The organism is Chitinimonas naiadis (genome assembly GCF_054780835.1).
The window spans coordinates 2,003,354-2,021,202 of the sequence record NZ_BAAGVO010000004.1 but is presented as its reverse complement, the minus strand read 5'-3'; the positions used below and the strand labels follow the sequence as shown (position 1 = coordinate 2,021,202).

15 protein-coding genes are annotated in these 17,849 nt (G+C 63.3%); 9 read left to right on the top strand and 6 right to left on the bottom strand.

Annotation, left to right across the window (positions count from 1 at the left end; genetic code table 11):
- Window positions 1-31: 31 nt before the first annotated feature.
- Window positions 32-937 (bottom strand): LysR family transcriptional regulator, encoded by a 906-nt coding sequence (locus ACYVHK_RS15775; protein WP_460533986.1) that lies wholly within the window; start codon window positions 935-937, stop codon window positions 32-34.
- A 97-nt stretch (window positions 938-1,034) separates the two neighbouring features.
- Here ACYVHK_RS15775 and ACYVHK_RS15770 point away from each other — a divergent pair, with 97 nt between their 5' ends.
- Window positions 1,035-2,051: a zinc-dependent alcohol dehydrogenase family protein gene (locus tag ACYVHK_RS15770; protein ID WP_460533984.1), complete on the top strand. Its 1,017-nt coding sequence runs from the start codon at window positions 1,035-1,037 to the stop codon at window positions 2,049-2,051.
- Between the two features lie 54 nt (window positions 2,052-2,105).
- Here ACYVHK_RS15770 and ACYVHK_RS15765 read toward each other — a convergent pair whose 3' ends face one another.
- The 3 genes from ACYVHK_RS15765 to ACYVHK_RS15755 form a co-directional block, all read right to left on the bottom strand.
- Window positions 2,106-2,732, bottom strand: a complete 627-nt coding sequence (locus ACYVHK_RS15765) for a hypothetical protein (protein ID WP_460533982.1) — start codon at window positions 2,730-2,732, stop codon at window positions 2,106-2,108.
- 282 nt (window positions 2,733-3,014) lie between these two features.
- Window positions 3,015-4,904 carry an Hsp90 family chaperone protein gene (gene htpG / locus ACYVHK_RS15760; protein ID WP_460533980.1) on the bottom strand — a complete coding sequence of 630 codons (1,890 nt, stop codon included), beginning with the start codon at window positions 4,902-4,904 and terminating at the stop codon, window positions 3,015-3,017.
- Between the two features lie 214 nt (window positions 4,905-5,118).
- A complete protein-coding gene (locus ACYVHK_RS15755) occupies window positions 5,119-6,180 on the bottom strand; it encodes a serine hydrolase domain-containing protein (protein WP_460533978.1) in 1,062 nt (353 codons plus the stop codon).
- Between the two features lie 168 nt (window positions 6,181-6,348).
- Here ACYVHK_RS15755 and ACYVHK_RS15750 point away from each other — a divergent pair, with 168 nt between their 5' ends.
- The 4 genes from ACYVHK_RS15750 (at window position 6,349) to ACYVHK_RS15735 (ending at window position 13,186) form a co-directional block, all read left to right on the top strand.
- On the top strand, window positions 6,349-7,902 hold the full coding sequence (locus tag ACYVHK_RS15750) for a hypothetical protein (protein ID WP_460533976.1): 1,554 nt from the start codon (window positions 6,349-6,351) through the stop codon (window positions 7,900-7,902).
- Between the two features lie 187 nt (window positions 7,903-8,089).
- Complete coding sequence (locus ACYVHK_RS15745; RefSeq protein ID WP_460533974.1) at window positions 8,090-8,860, top strand: ParA family protein; 771 nt, start codon at window positions 8,090-8,092, stop codon at window positions 8,858-8,860.
- 21 nt (window positions 8,861-8,881) lie between these two features.
- Window positions 8,882-12,151: a PAS domain S-box protein gene (locus ACYVHK_RS15740; protein ID WP_460533972.1), complete on the top strand. Its 3,270-nt coding sequence runs from the start codon at window positions 8,882-8,884 to the stop codon at window positions 12,149-12,151.
- Window positions 12,152-12,262: 111 nt separating this feature from the next.
- The gene (locus tag ACYVHK_RS15735) at window positions 12,263-13,186 is read left to right on the top strand and encodes a response regulator (protein WP_460533970.1); all 924 of its coding nucleotides are present in this window, start codon (window positions 12,263-12,265) and stop codon (window positions 13,184-13,186) included.
- A 22-nt stretch (window positions 13,187-13,208) separates the two neighbouring features.
- Here the strand turns inward: ACYVHK_RS15735 and ACYVHK_RS15730 are convergent, their stop codons facing one another.
- Both ACYVHK_RS15730 and ACYVHK_RS15725 read right to left on the bottom strand, forming a co-directional pair.
- A complete protein-coding gene (locus tag ACYVHK_RS15730; RefSeq protein ID WP_460533968.1) occupies window positions 13,209-13,391 on the bottom strand; it encodes a hypothetical protein in 183 nt (60 codons plus the stop codon).
- A 111-nt stretch (window positions 13,392-13,502) separates the two neighbouring features.
- Window positions 13,503-14,078, bottom strand: coding sequence for an HNH endonuclease (locus ACYVHK_RS15725; protein WP_460533966.1), 576 nt, complete (start codon window positions 14,076-14,078; stop codon window positions 13,503-13,505).
- Window positions 14,079-14,340: 262 nt separating this feature from the next.
- Between ACYVHK_RS15725 and ACYVHK_RS15720 the strand changes: the two genes are divergently transcribed.
- Genes ACYVHK_RS15720 through ACYVHK_RS15705 form a run of 4 tightly spaced genes read left to right on the top strand, consistent with a single transcriptional unit; the run spans window position 14,341 to window position 17,848 of the window.
- Window positions 14,341-15,021 carry a hypothetical protein gene (locus ACYVHK_RS15720; protein WP_460533964.1) on the top strand — a complete coding sequence of 227 codons (681 nt, stop codon included), beginning with the start codon at window positions 14,341-14,343 and terminating at the stop codon, window positions 15,019-15,021.
- Between the two features lie 35 nt (window positions 15,022-15,056).
- The gene (locus ACYVHK_RS15715; protein WP_460533962.1) at window positions 15,057-16,238 is read left to right on the top strand and encodes a transporter substrate-binding and LysM peptidoglycan-binding domain-containing protein; all 1,182 of its coding nucleotides are present in this window, start codon (window positions 15,057-15,059) and stop codon (window positions 16,236-16,238) included.
- A gap of 9 nt (window positions 16,239-16,247) precedes the next feature.
- The gene (locus ACYVHK_RS15710; protein WP_460533960.1) at window positions 16,248-17,102 is read left to right on the top strand and encodes a hypothetical protein; all 855 of its coding nucleotides are present in this window, start codon (window positions 16,248-16,250) and stop codon (window positions 17,100-17,102) included.
- A gap of 38 nt (window positions 17,103-17,140) precedes the next feature.
- The gene (locus ACYVHK_RS15705) at window positions 17,141-17,848 is read left to right on the top strand and encodes a PspA/IM30 family protein (RefSeq protein WP_460533958.1); all 708 of its coding nucleotides are present in this window, start codon (window positions 17,141-17,143) and stop codon (window positions 17,846-17,848) included.
- Window position 17,849: the final 1 nt, after the last annotated feature.

Here is a 17,849-nt window from a genome sequence, read left to right as displayed (position 1 = left end):
GGCCTGGCCGGATTGCTTACAGGAATGGCTGTCAGCCCAGCGGGTACTGGCTATAGCGCTGGCTGAAGAAGTCGATGAAGGCACGCACCTTGGGGGCCAGAAAGCGACCGCTGGGATAGACGGCCCAGATGGCACTGGGGGCGATATGCCAGTCCGGCAGGACCTCCACCAGGCGGCCTGCACGCAAGGCGGGGCCGATGATGAAGGTGGCGCTTTGCAGGATGCCGTAGCCGGCCTCGGCCGCTTCGACCAGTGCCTCGCCGTAGTTGGCGCGTAGTCGTCCCTTGACGTGTATTTCCTGCGTCTCCGCGTCTTTGTGCAGCCGCCAGAACTCACCCTCGCTGTAGAGTGAAAAGTGCAGGCAGCTATGCCGCGTCAGTTCGGCCGGGTGCTGCGGCATGCCGTGGCGAGCCAGATAGTCCGGGGAGGCCGCAAGTAGTCGGCGGTTGTCGGCCAGTTTGCGGGCGACCAGCTGGCTGTCGTCCAGCCGTCCGATACGAATGGCCACGTCGATATGGGCCTCCACCAGGTCGAGGTAGCGGTCGTTGAAATCCAGGTCCAGATCGAGTTCCGGATAGGCCGCGAGAAAATCCGGCAGGGCGGGTACGACATGCAGCCGGCCGAAGTTGCTCGGTACGCTGGCGCGCAGCCGGCCGCGTACATGGCCTTGCAGATCGGCGAGGGCCGCATCGGCGTCGTCCAGTTCCTGCAGCCAGCGTTCGCAATGTTGCAGGTACTGCAGGCCGGCCTCGGTCAGGGTGACGCGGCGGGTGGTTCTTTGCAGCAAACGGACGCCCAGCCTCGCTTCCAATGCCTGCAATTTGCGGCTGGTGGCGGAGCTGGTCAGGCCGAGCTGGGCGGCGGCAGCGCCAAAACTGGCGAGTTTGGCAATGCTGACAAAGGCCTGGATTTCGGCATAGCGGTCATGATATTTCATTGCATAACGGGATAGTTATTTGCTGTTTTGTCAGTTTATCCCGATAAGCGCAAGTAATACGCTGTGGCCTTCTTTGCGATTGCCCCGGAGGCACACCATGCAACAAGTCGAGTTACAGCAGTTTGGCCTTGAACATCTGGTGCTGGGTGATGCGCCCAGGCCGGAGCCTGGCCCTGCCGAGGTGCTGGTACGCCTGCAAGCCCGGTCGCTCAACTACCGGGACCGTGTGGTGATTGATGGCAGCTATATGCCGAACCTGCGATTTCCTTTCGTGCCGGTATCCGATGCCGCGGGTGAGGTTGTGGCGGTCGGCAAGGGCGTCAGCCGCTTTACCGTAGGTGACCGGGTGGTAACGCACTACACCACCGGCTGGTTCGCAGGCCGGATGCGGGCCGAGCACCAGCAAAGCAAGCTCGGCGGGCCGCTGCCCGGCATGCTGCGGGAGTATGCCGCCCTCTCTGAGCAGATCCTGCTGCCGGTGCCGGCGCACCTGAGCCTGGCAGAAGCCTCGACCTTGCCGATTGCGGCGCTGACCGCCTGGAACGCCTTGCAGGAGAGTGAGTTGCAGGCTGGTGACACGGTCCTGGTGCAAGGCACCGGCAATGTGGCGCTGTTCGCCCTGCAATTCGCCAAGCTGCTGGGGCTGCGGGTGATCATCACCAGCAGTAGCGACGACAAGCTGGCGCGCGCCAGGCTGCTGGGTGCGGATGAGGGCATCAATTATCAGCACACGCCCGCCTGGGGGCAGGCCGCACACGAACTGACCGGCGGGGTGGGGGTGGATGCAGTGATCGAGGTGGGTGGCATGGCAACGCTGGCGCAATCGCTGGTGGCGGTACGGGTGGCTGGCACGATCGCGGTAATCGGCTTCCTCGGTGGGGTCAGCGGTACGGCCGATGGGCCGGATGTGACTCGCGCACTGGTGGCCAAGCGGGCGCGCTTGCAGGGTATCAGCGTGGGGCACCGCGACAGCTTCGAGGCCATGAACCGGGCGATCGCCCTCCATGGCCTGCGGCCGGTCATCGACAGCGAGTTTGCCTTGGCAGACTACGCCGCCGCATTCGCGCGCTTTGGCAGCGGCGAGGCCTTTGGCAAGGTGCTGATCACGGGTTGAACCATGGCAAAACGGCCACCCAAGGGTGGCCGTTCATTCAGCAAGGTAACGGGGTCAGGTCATGCCGGTCGGTTTGACCCGAAACCAGAACCACCAGAGGACGAACATCACGCCCACGACGAGCAGTCCGCGCAATACCCAGAACCAGTCTCGCCAACTGCTGGCTGCAACACCCGCCACCACGACGACGCGCATGGCGTTGATTTCAATGTTCCGGGCGTTGACCAAAGCGAGGACAGGGCGGGCCTGTTGGTCGGAATTGAAGCGCAAGGGTTGGCTCGCTGCCGTGATGATCAGCTTTTCGCCCGCCTTGGCATCCGCCTTGGAGAGTCCAGGCACAAGGCTGCGGCGACTCTGGCCATTTTCCAGTTCCCAACCTGCCTGCCACATGGAGGTCGCCGGACCTGCGGCCTTGGCCGTCGCGTAAAGGGTGATAACCACGGTGTAGGGGCCGTCAGCTGCATCGACACCTACGGCATGTCCATACCAGTCCAGCGTCTCGGCTGTTGCGCTGTTGATCAGTGCTGACTCGTTGGGGTTGGGGCGGGATGGCTTGAAGGCATTGAAGCGGTCCAGCATCGCCTGAGGCATTTCTGCCTCGGCCAAAATCAGCTTGCCGTAGCGGGGCGTAACCTCGGCGGCCGGTACATAGTTGGTTCGGCCACAGCTGCTGCATAGCATGAGCAAGCCAAGGCATGCCAGCCATCGCCCGATGGTTGGATATGGGTGACGCACGGTTTCTCCCTTGTTCCCTGTTGGGTTGGTCTTGTCGTCGCACTTGTTGTTGGTTCCGGCGCGATCAATCCCTTTATGTTCTCACGCACGCAGGCAACTGCCGATGGCGGCGGCGAAAAATTCCTGCCGCTGCGGCGGAAATCGCACGGCAGGCCAGCAACAAGAAAGCCACCCGAAGGTGGCTCGCTTGTACGGCTGGCCTATCCCGCCGTGTGCGGGAGGGCCGGATCAGGCGGACAGGGCCAGCATCAGGCCGTTGAGACGGCGTACAAAGCCCGCCGGATCGTCCAGTTGGCCACCTTCGGCCAGCAGGGCCTGATCGAACAGGATGTGCGACCAGTCGCCAAAGCGCTCGCCACCCAGCTCGGTGCGGAGCTTGCCGACCAGCATATGGTCGGGATTGATCTCCAGGATGGGCTTGCTGCCGGGGGCGGCCTGGCCCACTGACTTCAGCAGGCGTTCCATATTGCCGCTCATGGCGTGCTCATCGGCCACCAGGCAGGCGGGGCTGTCGGTCAGGCGGTGGGTGACGCGCACTTCCTTGACCTTGTCGCCCAGGGCGGACTGCACCTGTTCGACCAGGTCCTTGAAGTCGGCCGCCTTGGTTTCCTGTGCCTGCTTCTCGGCTTCGTCTTCCAGCGCGCCCAGGTCCAGCCCACCCTTGGCCACGGAGGCCAGTGCCTTCCCATCGAACTCGGTCAGCGAGGAGACGAACCATTCGTCGACGCGATCCGACAGCAGCAGGACCTCGATCCCCTTCTTGCGGAAGATCTCCAGGTGCGGGCTGTTCTTTGCGGCGGCGAAGGAATCGGCGGTGACGTAGTAGATCTTGTCCTGACCGTCCTTCATGCGGGCGATGTAGTCCTTGAGCGAAACACCCTGGTCCTCGGTATCGGCCGTGGTGCTGGCAAAGCGCAGCAGGGCGGCGATACGCTCACGGTTGGCGTGGTCTTCGCCCACGCCTTCCTTCAGTACCTTACCGAACTCCTTCCAGAAACCGGCGTATTCCTCGCTGCGGTTCTCGGCGATGTCCTCCAGGAGACCCAGCACCTTCTTCACGCAGCCGGCCTTGATCGCATCGATATCCTTGCTGTGCTGCAGGATTTCACGCGAGACATTCAGCGGCAGGTCATTGCTGTCGATCACGCCGCGGACGAAGCGCAGGTACTGTGGCAGCAGCTTTTCGGTGTCTTCCAGAATAAAGACGCGGCGGACGAACAGCTTCACGCCGTGGCGACGCTCGCGGTCGTACAGGTCGAACGGTGCGCGCTTGGGCACGTACAGCAGTTCGGTGTATTCCTGACGGCCTTCGACTCGGGCGTGGCTCCAGGCCAGCGGCTCTTCCCAGTCGTGCGAGACATGCTTGTAGAAGGCCTTGTACTCGTCCTCGGAAATGTCGTTCTTGCTGCGGGCCCACAGGGCCGAGGCTTTGTTGACCGTCTCCAGCTCGTCCGAGACGATGACTTCGCCGTTCTCGCCGTAGCTGTTGCCCTTCTTCATGCGGATGGGCAGGGTGATATGGTCGGAGTACTTCTTGATGATGGACTTGAGGCGCCAGTCATCCAGGAATTCGTCTTCGCCGTCCTTGAGGTGCAACACGATCTCGGTGCCGCGGGCTTCCTTGGCCACGTCTTCCAGTGTGTAGTCGCCGGCACCTTCGCTCTCCCAGCGGGTGGCGGTGTTGTCACCGGCACGGCGGGTGGTCAGGGTGACACGATCGGCCACGATGAAGGCGGAATAGAAACCCACGCCGAACTGACCGATCAGGTTGGCGTCGGCCTTGGCGTCGCCGCTCAGTTGCTCGAAGAAAGCCTTGGTGCCGGAACGGGCGATGGTGCCGATGTTGGCGATCACCTCATCGCGGTTCATGCCGATGCCGTTGTCGCGCAGCGTCAGCGTCCGGGCATCCTTGTCGAAGGCGATGTCGATATGCAGCTCGCCATCGTTTTCATACAGCGCGTCATTGTTGAGCGCTTCGAACTTCAGCTTGTCGCAGGCGTCGCTGGCGTTGGATACCAGTTCGCGCAGGAAGATTTCCTTGTTGGAGTACAAGGAATGGATCATCAACTGCAGAAGTTGCTTGGTCTCGGCCTGGAAACCGAGTGTTTGCTTGCTCATGGCTATCACCTTGTTGCTGACAGGGTTTCTTGGTGGGATGAGCCAGCAGATGGGGGCACCTGCGCCTGTTTCAAGCCCGCCCGGCCCGGTAGCAGAGACGCCTGCCATGGGCTGAGAGCAAAATAGGTATCTGCGCCACTGTTTTCAGGCGGTTACGCTCTACAGCCCGGATGCCGGGAGCGCAGTAGGTCGTATCGGGAATGTGCCCAACGGCTCAGGGCTTGGTGGTCTGGGTGGCGAGATAGGCCTGGACCGCTGCGCGAATACGATCATGAAACGCAAAGGCACGGGCAGGGTCCTCGCCACGCCAGGCCGTGTTCTCGAGGATCACGACGTTGAGCTGCTGCCGCGGGTAGGCGAGCAAGGTGGCGATATAGCCCCCGATATAGCCGCTGTGGCTGTATTCAAGCCATCCATCCTGCTTGAGTACCTGCAGGCCATAGCCATAACCCAGCTCGCCCCAGCGGTGCGCCCGGTGAGCGCTGGGGGCAGGCTGGGTCATGGCCTGGTATTGGGCTGCCTGCAAGGCGGGGCCGCCATGCAGGCAGCGATTCCAGGCGGCAAGGTCGCCCAGCGTGCTGACCAGGCCGCCTGCCGGTGCTTCCGCCTGCAGGTAAAGGCGCGTACTGGGCAGCAGCCAGCCATCGGCCTGCTCCACCTCTCCGCCCAGCAGCTTGGGTAGTGAAACCTGCATGTCGGCGACCGTGCCGGAGTCCGGCACCTTGCTATGGTCCATGCCACAAAGCTTGAACAATGCCGAGGCCTGGCTGGCGTAAGTCTGACCGCTGCGTTGCGCCACCACCCGGCCAAGCAGCTCGTAACCCCAGTTGGTGTAGGCAAAACGTTGCCCCGGCCGGCTCTGCAGCACTTGCCCTGGACCGTTGATACCCGCTGTGTGGTCGAGTAACTGAGCGATGCTGACCTTGTCCGCCCATGGCTCTTGCAGGTCGGGCAGTGCCTGGTCCAGCGTGGTGTCGAGCGTCAGCCGGCCTGCTGATATCTCGCGCAGGACCAGGGTAGCGGTGATCTGCTTGCTGAGTGAACCGATCAGGTACTGGCTGTCCAGCGTCGGTGTAGGGCGGTCGTCCGGCGCCCCGGCATAGGTATAGAGCGGTTCGCCAGCCTGCTCCACGCGTACGCCGCCGCTGAAGGCGTGCGGCTGGGTGGCGCGCAATAGCTCGCCCAGCGTCTGCTGCAGATCGGTACGAGGATCCGCCCGGGCCGGGGAAAGGAGGCTGATCAGAAACAGGCTGAAGACTGCGCGTGCAATGAGCATGGTTAGGGGGCGGTTCGTCACGAAGATGGCCCGCATGCTAGGTGGCCGATCCTGATCCGGGCAGAGGCAGGGCTGCCACCTCGGCCACGACTGTAACGTCTGTAACATTGAATGGGTGGGCGGGAGGAATCACGGCACAATGGGCGCGACCATTCCTGATCGCTTCCCATGCCCCAATCCCTCGCCATTGAACTCGCCTCGCCCCAGACCGTGGCGGGTTGCCGTGCCGCCTACCAGTCACTCTGGCTGCTGGTGCGGCTCTGGCAGGCCCAGCAGCAGGGCGCGGGCGCCGAGCTGGTACGGTTGGCGGAATTGCGTGAGCAGTTTCCGGAGACGCGCAGCCTGCGCATGCTGGTGAGCCGCGCCTACAAGGACTTCGCCCGCTGGGGCGTCAGGGCCGGCTGGGGGGATGATCCGGGCCGGGACCCGCGCTTCCTGAACCCGGACGGACGTAGCCAGGGGCCATTCTGGCTACCGGCGAGCGAAGCGGCTCGGGTGGTCGTGATGGTCGAAGGTCGGCCGGCCCAGTCGGGCGAGGTGGCGGATTTCTTGGGCCAGGCGCGGCCGCATGCAGGCCTCGCGCCCATCGCCGGGCGTGGGATCGAGTTCTGGCTGGCCCTGGCGGGTGCCCAGCAGGATCTGCGTCAGGGCCGATTGCTGGCGGTGCTCGATACGGCCGGCGGCAGCAGCCAGTTGGGGGCGCTGGCGGGATTCAAGGCGGCCGGTGAGCTGGCCGCCAATGGCCTGCAGCAGGCCTTGTCCGCGCTGGGAGAGGCCAGTGTCTGGCGCCGGCTGGATGATCTTGGTTCTGCGCGGCAGACCCTGGCGCTGCTGCGGCGCGCACTGAAGGAGGCGGGGAGCGGCGAGAGCGGTTATCTGGATGCGATGGAGCAGATCCTGTCCGCCTGGGTTGCCTGGGGCCAGCGGGAAAGTGGCCAAGCCGAGGCGATATTGACAGGTATGCGCAGTGCCGAGCCCAGGGCCTCGGTCGTGCGGCACCATCCGCGTATCCGTTTCGAGTGGTACAACCTGGCCGCACTGATCGCCCGTGCCCGGGCCTTGCAAGGCCAGGGGCCTGATCTTGCACTGCGGCGACAATCGGCCGAAATTGCGCTGGCGCACTTCAATCGCGCGCTGGAGGCCGCGTTCGAAATCGGTTCCTTCGACGCGGCCCAGCAGGTCGCGGCCAATACCGGCATGGCAATCTGGTTGTTTGCCGGAGAGGGCCTGTGTGGCGACAAGGTCAGCGCCAGTCCCGAGGCGCTGCGCTGGCTGCTTTATAGCGAATGGCTTTGCCGTTGTGCCGGTAGTGGTGGGCAGTCAGCCTGGAACGCCATCTACCTGATGCGGATTGCTCGCGGACATTGCCCGCGGGATGTCGAGCCCTCGCTGGCGAGCTTCAAGGCCTATCGGCCCATCGTGCCGGCCGAGGTGCTGGGGCAGGCGGGCGCCTGGGCCGGGCTGGATGCGGCCACCTTGTTGCCGAGCAGTTGGCTGACCTTGGCGACCGATCTGATCCGTGCCCAGCGCGAGGGGAAAGCGCGCTTCAGCCTGCTGCAGCGCTGCGGCCTGTGGCTGGAGCACGCCTGGTATGCCCTGCACGCGGGGGAAACGACGCTGGCGCGACAGTCGCTCATCCAGCTTGCCAAGGAGCAACAGGGCCTGCCGGCAAGCGACCGGGCCTTCTTCTGCGAGGTACTGCGCAGCCTGCCTGCGTGCTGAAAGGCCGGTCTGGCGAAAAAGCGACAAGGCCTGGGCAGGAAGGCGACAGACCGCGTTGAACAATCCGGTGTTGCACTGCCGCATGATGTACAGTCTCAGCTGCATCCAACCCCCGGCCCAGACGGGGGTAGTCCATAAGCAGGCACTGTAAATCCCTGCAAACTCAATTGCTTAGAGGGGGCGCAGCATGAAGCGGGTCATCTTCAACCAGAAGGGCGGGGTCGGTAAGTCGACCATCGCGGTCAACCTTGCGGCGATCGCCGCGCACCAGGGTAAGCGCACGCTGCTGATCGACATGGATCCGCAGTGCAACTCCAGTCGCTACCTGATGGGCGAGGCCGCCAAGCAGGCCAGCCCCACGCTGGCAGAGTATTTCGAGCAGGCGCTGAATTTCAGCCTGTTCTCCAAGCCGGCATCGGCTTTCGTGCACGAAAGCCGTTTTGACAACCTGTCGGTCATCCCGTCACATCCGGAAATCGGCGAGCTGCAGGCCAAGCTCGAGGCGCGCCACAAGATCTACAAGCTGCGCGACACGCTCAATGAATTGAGTAAGGAGTACGAAGAGATCATCCTCGATACGCCGCCGGCCTATAACTTCTTTACTCAGTCGGCGTTGATCGCGGCCGACAGCTGCCTGATTCCTTTCGATTGCGACGATTTCTCGCGACAGGCACTCTATACGCTGATGACCAATGTGGCCGAGATCAAGGCTGACCATAATAATGCGCTGGAAATCGAAGGCATCATCGTCAACCAGTTTCAACCCCGTGCCAGCCTGCCGTTGCGGCTGGTGAACGAACTCAAGGAAGAGGGTTTGCCGGTACTGGACAGCAAGCTGTCCAGTTCGGTAAAGATCCGCGAATCGCATGATCGCGGACTGCCTATGATACATCTCGATGCGCGCCACAAGCTCAGCCAGGAGTTCCTGGCCCTCTACCAAGAATTACAGGCTGCCTGACCAGCCAGACTGCGAGCCGACATGAAGCGGCGGCTGGCGGCTGCCGCGGTCCTCGCCGGTGGCCTCGTATTGACTGCCGGGCTCGACGCCTGGCGCAGCAGCCATGCGAAGGAAGCAATGGTCGGGCAACTGGCGCGGCAAGCCCGCCAGCGCGTGACCACCGCCTCGGTGACGATTCAGCGGGCCATGAGCCTGGAGCTGGTCCGTACGCTTTTCCGGAGCGACCCACATCCCAAGCCGCAGGATTTCCGGCAACTGGTACTGGCCTTGCAGCGCACACCCGGCATCAATACGGTCCTGGTGGCTGAGGCTGTAGAGGAGGCGCAGCGGACCGAGTTCGAGGCGAACTGGCGGCGCAGCTATCCCGAATTTGCCCTGCGGTTCCGCAATGCAACCGGCCAACTGGTGAGATCGCCGCAGCGGCCCCGTTACCTCCCTGTCGTGTATGGACCGATATCGGTCATGGCGCGCTATAGCGTGGGTCTGGACGTGGCGGCCGACAATCTGGTGGGGCCGCTGTTGCAGGACCTGACACCACAGGCGCTGAGCCTGTCGGCACCTTTCCGCGATAGCGAAGGCCAGCTCACCACCTTGTTGCTGGGCTGGCAGGGTGGCCAGGCCGGTCCGGCGCGCTTGCTTGGCGTGGGGATCAATCCCGATGGGCTTGCCCGCAGCCTGCCGCGGGAAGAAGCCATACAGGACATCTGGTTCGATGTGACCGACAGCACGCGGGCGGAGCCGCTCTACCCGGCCGAGCTCGACAATGCCTCCCTGCCGTTGCGGCTGCTGGCAAAGCAGGAGTTGCAGCTCGGTGGCCGGCGTTGGTTGCTGGAGGCGAGGCTCAATGAGCATGCCCTGACCGTCGCCGCCGAGGCCGGCCGCGTACCGCACTGGTTGCTGGGCGGGGTGCTGTCGCTGTTGCTGTCGCTACTGGTCTGGCGTGGAGACCGACTGAAATGGCCGCGCGGCGAGAGCGTGGGGGACGAGGCGAGCCGCCTGCAGCGTGAGCTGGAGGCGGCCCAGGCAGCGGCCAACCTGGCGCGCCGCGATGGCACGCGGCTCAAGACCATACTGGATACGACCAGCGAGGCCATCGTGCTGATCGATGGCTTGGGGCGCATCGAGCACTTCAACCAGGCGGCCGAGCGCCTGTTCGCCTATACGGCGGAAGAGATACGTGGCCTGGGCGTCAAGGTGCTGATACCCGACCTGGAGAACAGCCGCCAGCCTATCCGGGTCGATTGGGCTGCGGTGGGTGGTTGCAGCTATGAGTTGCTCGGGCGCAAGAAGGATGGTTCGGCGGTGCCGATCGAACTCTCGCTCAATCCGTTCACGCTCGACGAGACGCGCTATTTTGTCGGGGTGATCCGTGATGTGAGCGACCGCAAGCGTGCCGAGCGCATGCTGTTCGAGAGCGAATACAAGCACAGGGCGATTCTCGATGCGGCCCATGTAGGCATCTATGTCTTGCAGGGCGACCAGCTACGCTACGTCAACCCGGCCTTTGCCGACTACTTCAACTGCAGCGCCAATGAATTGATGACGCGGGGCAGCCTGCATGAGCTGGTGGCCAGCTCCTGGCGCGAGGCGCTGGCGGTGGCGCTGGACCCGGAGCGCTCCGGCGGCAAGGCTACCGAGGTCCTGATGCAGCGCCTCGATGGCAGCCTGTTCTACGCGCTGATCACGGCCAAGCCCATCCTGTTCAATAACCAGCCGGGCCTTGCCGGTTCGCTGCTGGATATCAGTGAGCGCAAGGCGGCCGAGCAGGCCATGCTGCGCGCAGAAATACGCAATGTCGCCATCCTGGAGGCCATCCCCGACCTGATGCTGCAACTGGATGCGACCGGCACGGTCGTCGATTGCCGCGGCCGGGCGGGTTCGGGCGAGTTTGGTCTGGGGCGCGATGTGGTGGGTCAGCATCATCGCCGCCTGCCGGGCGAGTTTGGTGTGAAGCTCGATGCCGCCTTGTCCGAGGGATGGCCGGCACGGGTGCGCAGCTTTGAATACAGCCTGCCGCTGGCCGATGGTGAACACCTGTTCGAAGCGCGGATCACACCGGCCAGCGATGGCGAGTGCCTCGTCATGTTGCGGGATATCACGGCCCGCAAGCTGATCGAGACCGAGCTGATCCATCACCGGGACCACCTGGCCGAGCTGGTACGCGAGCGCACTGCCGAGCTGCAGGCGCTGTTTGCCGCCAGCCCCTTGCCGACCGTGTTCCTGTCGCACCGGCGCATCGTGGAAGTCAACGCGGCCTTCGAGATCCTGTTCGTCTACCCCAAGGCCGAGTTGATCGGCCAGACCACCGAAAAACTGTTTGCCGACCCTGCCGTGTATGCCCGTCTGCCGCAGGAGGCCTACCTCGCCATGGTGGGAGGCGAAGTGGTGCGGCTGGAATTGCGCTACCGGACCGGCGATGGCCGGTTGATCCTGTGTGAAGCCTTCGGCAAGGCCATCGATCCGGCTGACCCGCTCAGTGGCTCGATCTGGGTCTATCAGGATATCGGCGAGCGTCGCGCTGCAGAGGATGCCCTCTACAAGGCCAAGGAGCTGGCGGAGACCGCCAACCGGGCGAAGTCCGAATTCCTGGCCAATATGTCGCATGAGCTGCGCACGCCCATGCATGCGGTACTGAGCTTTGCCGAACTGGGCGAGCGACGCTCGCAGGATACGGGCGCGGAAAAGCTGCAGCACTATTTTGGCCGTATCCGGCAAAGCGGGCAGCGGCTGTTGCAGATTCTCAATGACCTGCTCGACCTGTCCAAGCTCGAGGCCGGCAAGATGAGCTACCAGATGCAGTCGCTGGACGTGACGCCCATCGTGGCGGAGGTCGCCGACGAATTCCTGCCGCTGGCCCGCGAGCGGGGGATTACCCTGGAGACGGTACTTGGTGAGGCCCTGCCAAGGGTCAAGGGTGATGCGCTGCGGTTGATCCAGGTATTGCGCAACCTGCTCTCCAACGGCATCAAGTTCAGTCCGGCCGGCAGCACCGTCCACCTGCATGCCTGGCATGAAGACGGCCAGGTGATACTGGCGGTCGACGATGAAGGCGTCGGCATACCGGCCGAGGAGCTCGCGGTGATCTTCGACAAGTTCATCCAGAGTTCCAAGACCAAGACCGGCGCGGGGGGGACGGGCCTTGGGCTGGCCATCTCGCGCGAGATCGTCGAGGCCCATGGCGGCGCCATCCGTGCCGAAAACCGGCCCGGCGGCGGCGCCCGCTTTGTGCTCAGCCTGCGGGCCCTGCAGGAAGCGCCCTTGCCGCAGGCGGACGACGCTGCACGCCACTGAGATGGCTGCAAAGACGGTCAGCCCTACGGACCAAACCGCCTACAATGGCGGTAGTGCACAGCTTGGTTTAGCCCCAGTCCCGGAACGGGCAATCGGGGAGGAGAGAAGTCGATGTCTGATAACAGCAAGCTGCAATCCACCCTGCTCTTGGTGGATGATGAACCGTTCAATCTGGAGATATTGGCCGAGCACCTGACCGAAGCCGGCTATGCGGTAGAGACCGCAGAGGACGGCGAGCAGGCCTGGGAGTGGCTGACCCGTGCCGGGGACCGGTTCGACGCCGTGCTGCTGGATCGCATGATGCCGGGTCTCAACGGAATGGAAGTGCTCAAGCGCATGCAGGCCAATGCCAAGCTGGCCGGCCTGCCGGTGGTGATGCAGACCGCTGTGGGCTCACCGGATGCCGTCCGCCAGGGCATGGAGGCCGGCGCCTACTACTATCTGACCAAGCCGTTCGAGCGTGACATCCTGCTGGCTATTGTCGCCGCTGCGGTGGCGCAGCACCGGGCACGTCGTTCCGTCAAGGCTGCGGCTGCGCAGCCACTGGAAGGCTTGTCCTTGCTCGACGAAGCCCGCTTCCGGCTGGCGACGCTGGACGATGCACAGCGCGTGGCCGCCCTGCTGGGCCGCCTTACCCCTACGCCGGAAAAAGTGGTGCTGGGCCTGACCGAGCTGATCGTCAATGCCATCGAGCATGGCAATCTGGGCGTGGGCTATGGCGAGAAGAAATCGATGATGCAGGCCGGTCGGTGGCGCGAGGAAATCGAAGCCCTGCAACGGACCGAGACCCATGCCCACAAGCGGGTACAGGTCGAGGCCCGGCGTGATGGCGACAGGCTGATGGTGGAGATTCGCGATGAAGGCGAAGGCTTTGACTGGGCCCGCTACCTGGATTTCGATCCCGATCGTGCCTATGACCCGAATGGCCGGGGTATTTCGATGGCACGCGCGATGAGCTTCGAGTCACTGGACTACAAGGGCGCGGGCAACGTGGTCGTGGCGACGATACGGCTTGCCAGCCGCGCAACGGACTGAAGCCGGCCAAGCGCCGGTGCCGTCAGTCCTCTGTCTGCGCGCGGGGTTTGCCCGGCCCCTGGTAGTGATAGCGAACGCCATTCACCAGCAAGCCTTGCTGCAGAACCTGCTGTTGCTTCAGTAGCGGGTCATCCACCGGCTGGGTCACGTGATAGTCACGGGTATCCAGGACGGTCGGTTTGCGTGTGGGTGTTTTGTGCTTCATGCGGTCTCGCGGATTGGGTCATGGCCGGATGTCGTGCAGATGGCGCTGATCGGGCCGATTGCAAGCGGCATGGGGCCGGCAGATGTCATGCCCGGCCATCTGCTGCCAGGCTCAGTGCTGACGCGAGCGGCTGTAGCGCGGCAGCTTGGCTGCCAGATAGTCGTGCTGGTCGGCCAGCACATTGCGGCCACTCAGCAGGAAGTGCTCATAGCGGCAGGGTGCATAAGGCACATAGATCAGCGGCCGGAAATCTTCGACCATTCTTGAACCCTTGGCCTGATTGCAATCCCGGCAGGCCGTCACGCAGTTGGTCCAACTGTCACGTCCGCCACGGCAGCGGGCGAGGATATGGTCGCGGGTCAGAAAGCGACGCTGAAACTGTTGGCCACAATAGGCGCAAATCCAGCGGTCCCGACGGAACAGCAAGGCATTGTCGCGGTCACTGAGGGGCAGGGGCGCCCAGGCCAGCGAAGCCATGACCTGACTGCCTGCAATGGCGATGATGGGGGCCACCTCAATCAGGCTGCGCAGGCCGTGGCGATTGCGCCCGCCATGGAAGGTGGTGAGGCGCCGGCCCAGCTCCCAGGCGACGCGACCCTTGGCGTAGTGGGTGACCGCCTCGTGCGGATCCAGCCACGCATACGGGCGTCCCGAGATATCCAGTGTGAGGACCTGTTGTGAAGACATGCTTCACCATAGCTGTATTGGCCTTTCATGATTGATTTGATTGATGAATGGCGAATGACGCTGCTGGCAGAAGGGGATGGGCAGGTTCTGCAAGCGGGACACAGGTAGCGGTAGTAGCGGGCTGGGTAATTGTGCCAATCTCAGCATGGCGTAGCATCCTTGCGTGGCCATCGCGTTGTGCTAGGATTTGATGGCATTGCAAATATGCAAGATACGGCACTGATGTGCCAGATATGTATGTTCATCTTTTGGGAGAGTATGCGTGTCACTTAAAAACTTCCTGATCAAGGCGAAGCTGGTGGAGCCCGATCCGGTCGAACCGGCCGAGACGCCACTGGATTTCGAATTGATCGGGGGCAGTACGGCGGTTCCCGACGTCGAGGCGCCCAGGCCGCCCGCAGCGCCCACCGCTGCGACGAGTCCCACGGGCGCGATCGCCGAAAATACGCCGCTCGATGCCATCTACGCCGTCTTTGGCGTGCCGGGCACCACGTTTCCTGCCGAGCGCCTGCTGAAGGTGCTGGAAGGCCTGCGCGCCATGGATGCGGCGAACCAGCGTGCCGCCATCGCGGCGATGGATGCCGCGGACGATAGCTGGGCGATCGAAGACGTGCTGGCCGACGCGGCGCGCAAGGTCGTCGCATTGAAAGCGCATGTGGGCAAGCTGAACGAGGCCGTTGCCTCGGTGCGTGAGCAGGAACAGAGCCAGAAGGCTGTCCTGACCAGGGATTACGAGGCGTTGCGCGCCTCCATCGCTGAGCAGATTGCCCAGCTGCAGGCAGCGGCAGAGCTGGCCGCCACCGAGAACGCGAATGCCCTGGCGGCGCTCGAGGCCAGGACCCTGGCTGCAAGCAATGCCGGCCAGCGCGAGCAACTGCGTATCCAGACCGAAATCGAGCGGCTCGACAGCATTGCGCGGCAGCTTGGCCAGCCAAGCAACTAGATCAACAAGAATTCAAATTTCCTGAGGATGCAAAGATGAAACTTACCCCGTTGTCGAAAGGCTTGCTGTCGTTGATCGTCCTGGCAGGCCTGGGGTCCGTGGGCTGGAATCTGTACAAGAACAAAGCGGCCGAGCAAGCAGCGTCGGCCCCTGCCGAGACGGCGTCGACGGCACCTGCCGCTACCGACGCTGCGCCGGCCGCGAGTGCTGCCACACCGGCAGCCAGTGCGCCGGCTGCCAACAATGCACCGGCCGCCAGGTCGGCTTTCAATACCTATCGGAATATCCTGGAAAAAGGGGTGGTCCGCGTCAGCGTGCAATCCCCTTCCAAGCCCTTTTTCGTGGTGGAGAACGGTGCGCCTAAGGGCTTCAACGTCGAGTTCATGAAGCTGCTGTTCGCGCAGTCCGAATTCACCCAGAAGCAGCCGAAGATCGTGCTGGATACCGACCATGCGGTGGACACCTACCCCGCGGTGCCGGAGCAGCTCACCAAGAACGATAGTCGAGGCAACCCGATGGTCGATATCGCCATCGACGGGCTGACCTTTGCCGACGATGACCAGCCGGGCGTGGTGTATACCGTGCCCTATGTGAGCGACTTCGGCTACTCGCTGATCACCGGCCCGAACTCGACCATCCGTGGCGCGAACGACCTGGCAGGCAAGAAGGTCGGCGTGCTGCAGGGCGATCCGGACGTCAAGGCCTACGCACAGCAGCACTTCCCTGGCGCGCAGATCGTTGAGCTCAGCGATGCGAGCACGAATGGGGTGCGGGACTGGATCAAGCGTGCGATCAAGTCATCCCAGGTGGATGCCCTGATCTACGACTACCCGTTCGGCGTGGCGGAAATCGCCGGTACCGACCTGGTGTTTGCCGTCGCCAAGCTGCCGCAGTCCGACGTGCGCTACAAGATCGGCGTGCGCAAGGCTGACACCGAGCTGCTGCAGAACCTCAATACGGCGATCAGCAAGGTCAAGGAAACACCGGAATACCTGAACCTGCTGAAGAAGTATTTCATCAGCAACAACCTGGGCCGGGTGACCGCCGCAGGCGCCAATGAAACGGTCTATGTGGTCAAGTCCGGCGACACGCTGTCCATCATTGCTACCCGTCTGCTGGGTAACAAGGCGCGTTTTGTCGAGATCGAAACCCGTAACAACCTGCCAAATCCCGACTTGATCCAGGTTGGCCAGAAGCTTGTCATCCCGAAGGGCTAAAGCATTGCAATGAGCGACCCTCAACCCGGCTATCTCTCTGAATTCCTGCAAAGCCCCGGCAACGTCACCCTGTTGCTGTGCGGCCTGGCGACCGCCGTCGTGCTGTCGTTTCCTTATGGCTTGCTCGGTGCGGCCATGCCGCTGCTGGCGACGGCGGCGGTGGAGTTCGTGGCTTGTCTGTTCGTGCCGGACATGAGCACGTTCCGGCGTTGGGCCGACCAGCGCCGCGGTCTGAAGGGGCGAGACGAGCTGGCCTTGCGGGTGATCGGGGAGATACGCAAGCGCTGCCCGAACCCGCACCAGTTCCGCAAGTACGAAGAGGATCACAAGGCCATCTCGCAGCAGGTTGCCAGCCTGCTTGATCTGGCGCCGAAGAAGCCGGGATCGCTCGGGTTGGAGGACATGGATCGTATCGCCAATGTGCCCAGCGAATACCTGAGCCTGCACCTGTCGTTGCTGGTGATGGACGAGCGGGCCAGCGCCATCGATCTGCGCGAGATCAACCGCAAGCTGGAACAGATCAATGGCCAGATCGAGCGCCCTGGCGATGGCAGCGATATCCGCCAGCTTGAACGCGCAAGGGACGAGTACAAGGCCTTGATCGCCCGTCATCAGCGCATGCTGAGCAAGCGGGCGGCCATCGAGGCGGCGGTCGTGGCCTTGCCGGACCAGTTGGCGGAGATCTACCAGATCGTAGTGGGGGAAAGCACCCAGCACGATGGTGCCCGCCTGGCCGACGCCATCGCCAGCCTGCGCCTGAGGCAGGATATCGAATCGGAAATCGCCGAAGACCTGTCGGGGGCCATACCCAACCCGACCATGAAAAAAACCACCGACTCCCATGGCGTGCGCTCGCTGCGCTAGCCGTCGTCGTTCACATCGAATAACCAGGAAGGAAAATCATGTCGGATATCAGCTTCTTCTCGCGGGTGGGCAATCTGTTCAAGGGCTTCATGTCCTTGTGGATACAGGACGTGGAAAAGGAACATCCGGAGATCGCCTATCAGAACCGCATCGACGCCATGGTGGCCAAGTACGCCAGGCTCAAGGATGTGACGGCTGCCGTGTTGCGTCGCCGTGAGGATATTGATGCGCGCCTGAACAAGCAGGGTGAAGAGCTCAAACGGGTCAATGCCGACCTGGATGCCGCGGTGGCTACCGGCCAGGACGACCTGGCGGTGGTGTTGATCCAGAAGAAGGAGGCCCTGGAGTCGTCGATCGCCTCGCTGTCGGTCGAGTTCGAGCAGTCGCGTCGTGATGCCGAGGAAGCCAAGTCCTCGCTGAACAGCATGAAGGCCGAGATTGCCAAGCTCAAGGATGAACGGGACACCATGCTGGCCAAGCTGCAAAGCGCCCAGGCGCGTATCCAGATCCAGGATCAGCTCGAGGGCATGTCGGTCGAGGCCGATGTCCGTGCGCTGGACAACGTCCGCGAGCACATCAACAACACCGCCGCCCGCGCCAAGCTTGGCGCTGAGCTGGCTGATTCGGACCTGGACAACAAGCTGGCGCAGCTGCGTGAATCGAGCGGCGCGATTTCGGCCCGCGCCACGCTGGAAAAGCTCAAGCAGGCGCAAGCCGCCAAGGCCGCCGGGACCAAGACGCTGTAAG

Coding starts and splice junctions, on each gene's coding strand:
- ACYVHK_RS15775 (WP_460533986.1), bottom strand. CDS start 937: ATGAAATATCATGACCGCTATGCCGAAATCCAGGCCTTTGTCAGCATT.
- ACYVHK_RS15770 (WP_460533984.1), top strand. CDS start 1,035: ATGCAACAAGTCGAGTTACAGCAGTTTGGCCTTGAACATCTGGTGCTG.
- ACYVHK_RS15765 (WP_460533982.1), bottom strand. CDS start 2,732: ATGCTATGCAGCAGCTGTGGCCGAACCAACTATGTACCGGCCGCCGAG.
- htpG (WP_460533980.1), bottom strand. CDS start 4,904: ATGAGCAAGCAAACACTCGGTTTCCAGGCCGAGACCAAGCAACTTCTG.
- ACYVHK_RS15755 (WP_460533978.1), bottom strand. CDS start 6,180: ATGCTCATTGCACGCGCAGTCTTCAGCCTGTTTCTGATCAGCCTCCTT.
- ACYVHK_RS15750 (WP_460533976.1), top strand. CDS start 6,349: ATGCCCCAATCCCTCGCCATTGAACTCGCCTCGCCCCAGACCGTGGCG.
- ACYVHK_RS15745 (WP_460533974.1), top strand. CDS start 8,090: ATGAAGCGGGTCATCTTCAACCAGAAGGGCGGGGTCGGTAAGTCGACC.
- ACYVHK_RS15740 (WP_460533972.1), top strand. CDS start 8,882: ATGAAGCGGCGGCTGGCGGCTGCCGCGGTCCTCGCCGGTGGCCTCGTA.
- ACYVHK_RS15735 (WP_460533970.1), top strand. CDS start 12,263: ATGTCTGATAACAGCAAGCTGCAATCCACCCTGCTCTTGGTGGATGAT.
- ACYVHK_RS15730 (WP_460533968.1), bottom strand. CDS start 13,391: ATGAAGCACAAAACACCCACACGCAAACCGACCGTCCTGGATACCCGT.
- ACYVHK_RS15725 (WP_460533966.1), bottom strand. CDS start 14,078: ATGTCTTCACAACAGGTCCTCACACTGGATATCTCGGGACGCCCGTAT.
- ACYVHK_RS15715 (WP_460533962.1), top strand. CDS start 15,057: ATGAAACTTACCCCGTTGTCGAAAGGCTTGCTGTCGTTGATCGTCCTG.
- ACYVHK_RS15710 (WP_460533960.1), top strand. CDS start 16,248: ATGAGCGACCCTCAACCCGGCTATCTCTCTGAATTCCTGCAAAGCCCC.
- ACYVHK_RS15705 (WP_460533958.1), top strand. CDS start 17,141: ATGTCGGATATCAGCTTCTTCTCGCGGGTGGGCAATCTGTTCAAGGGC.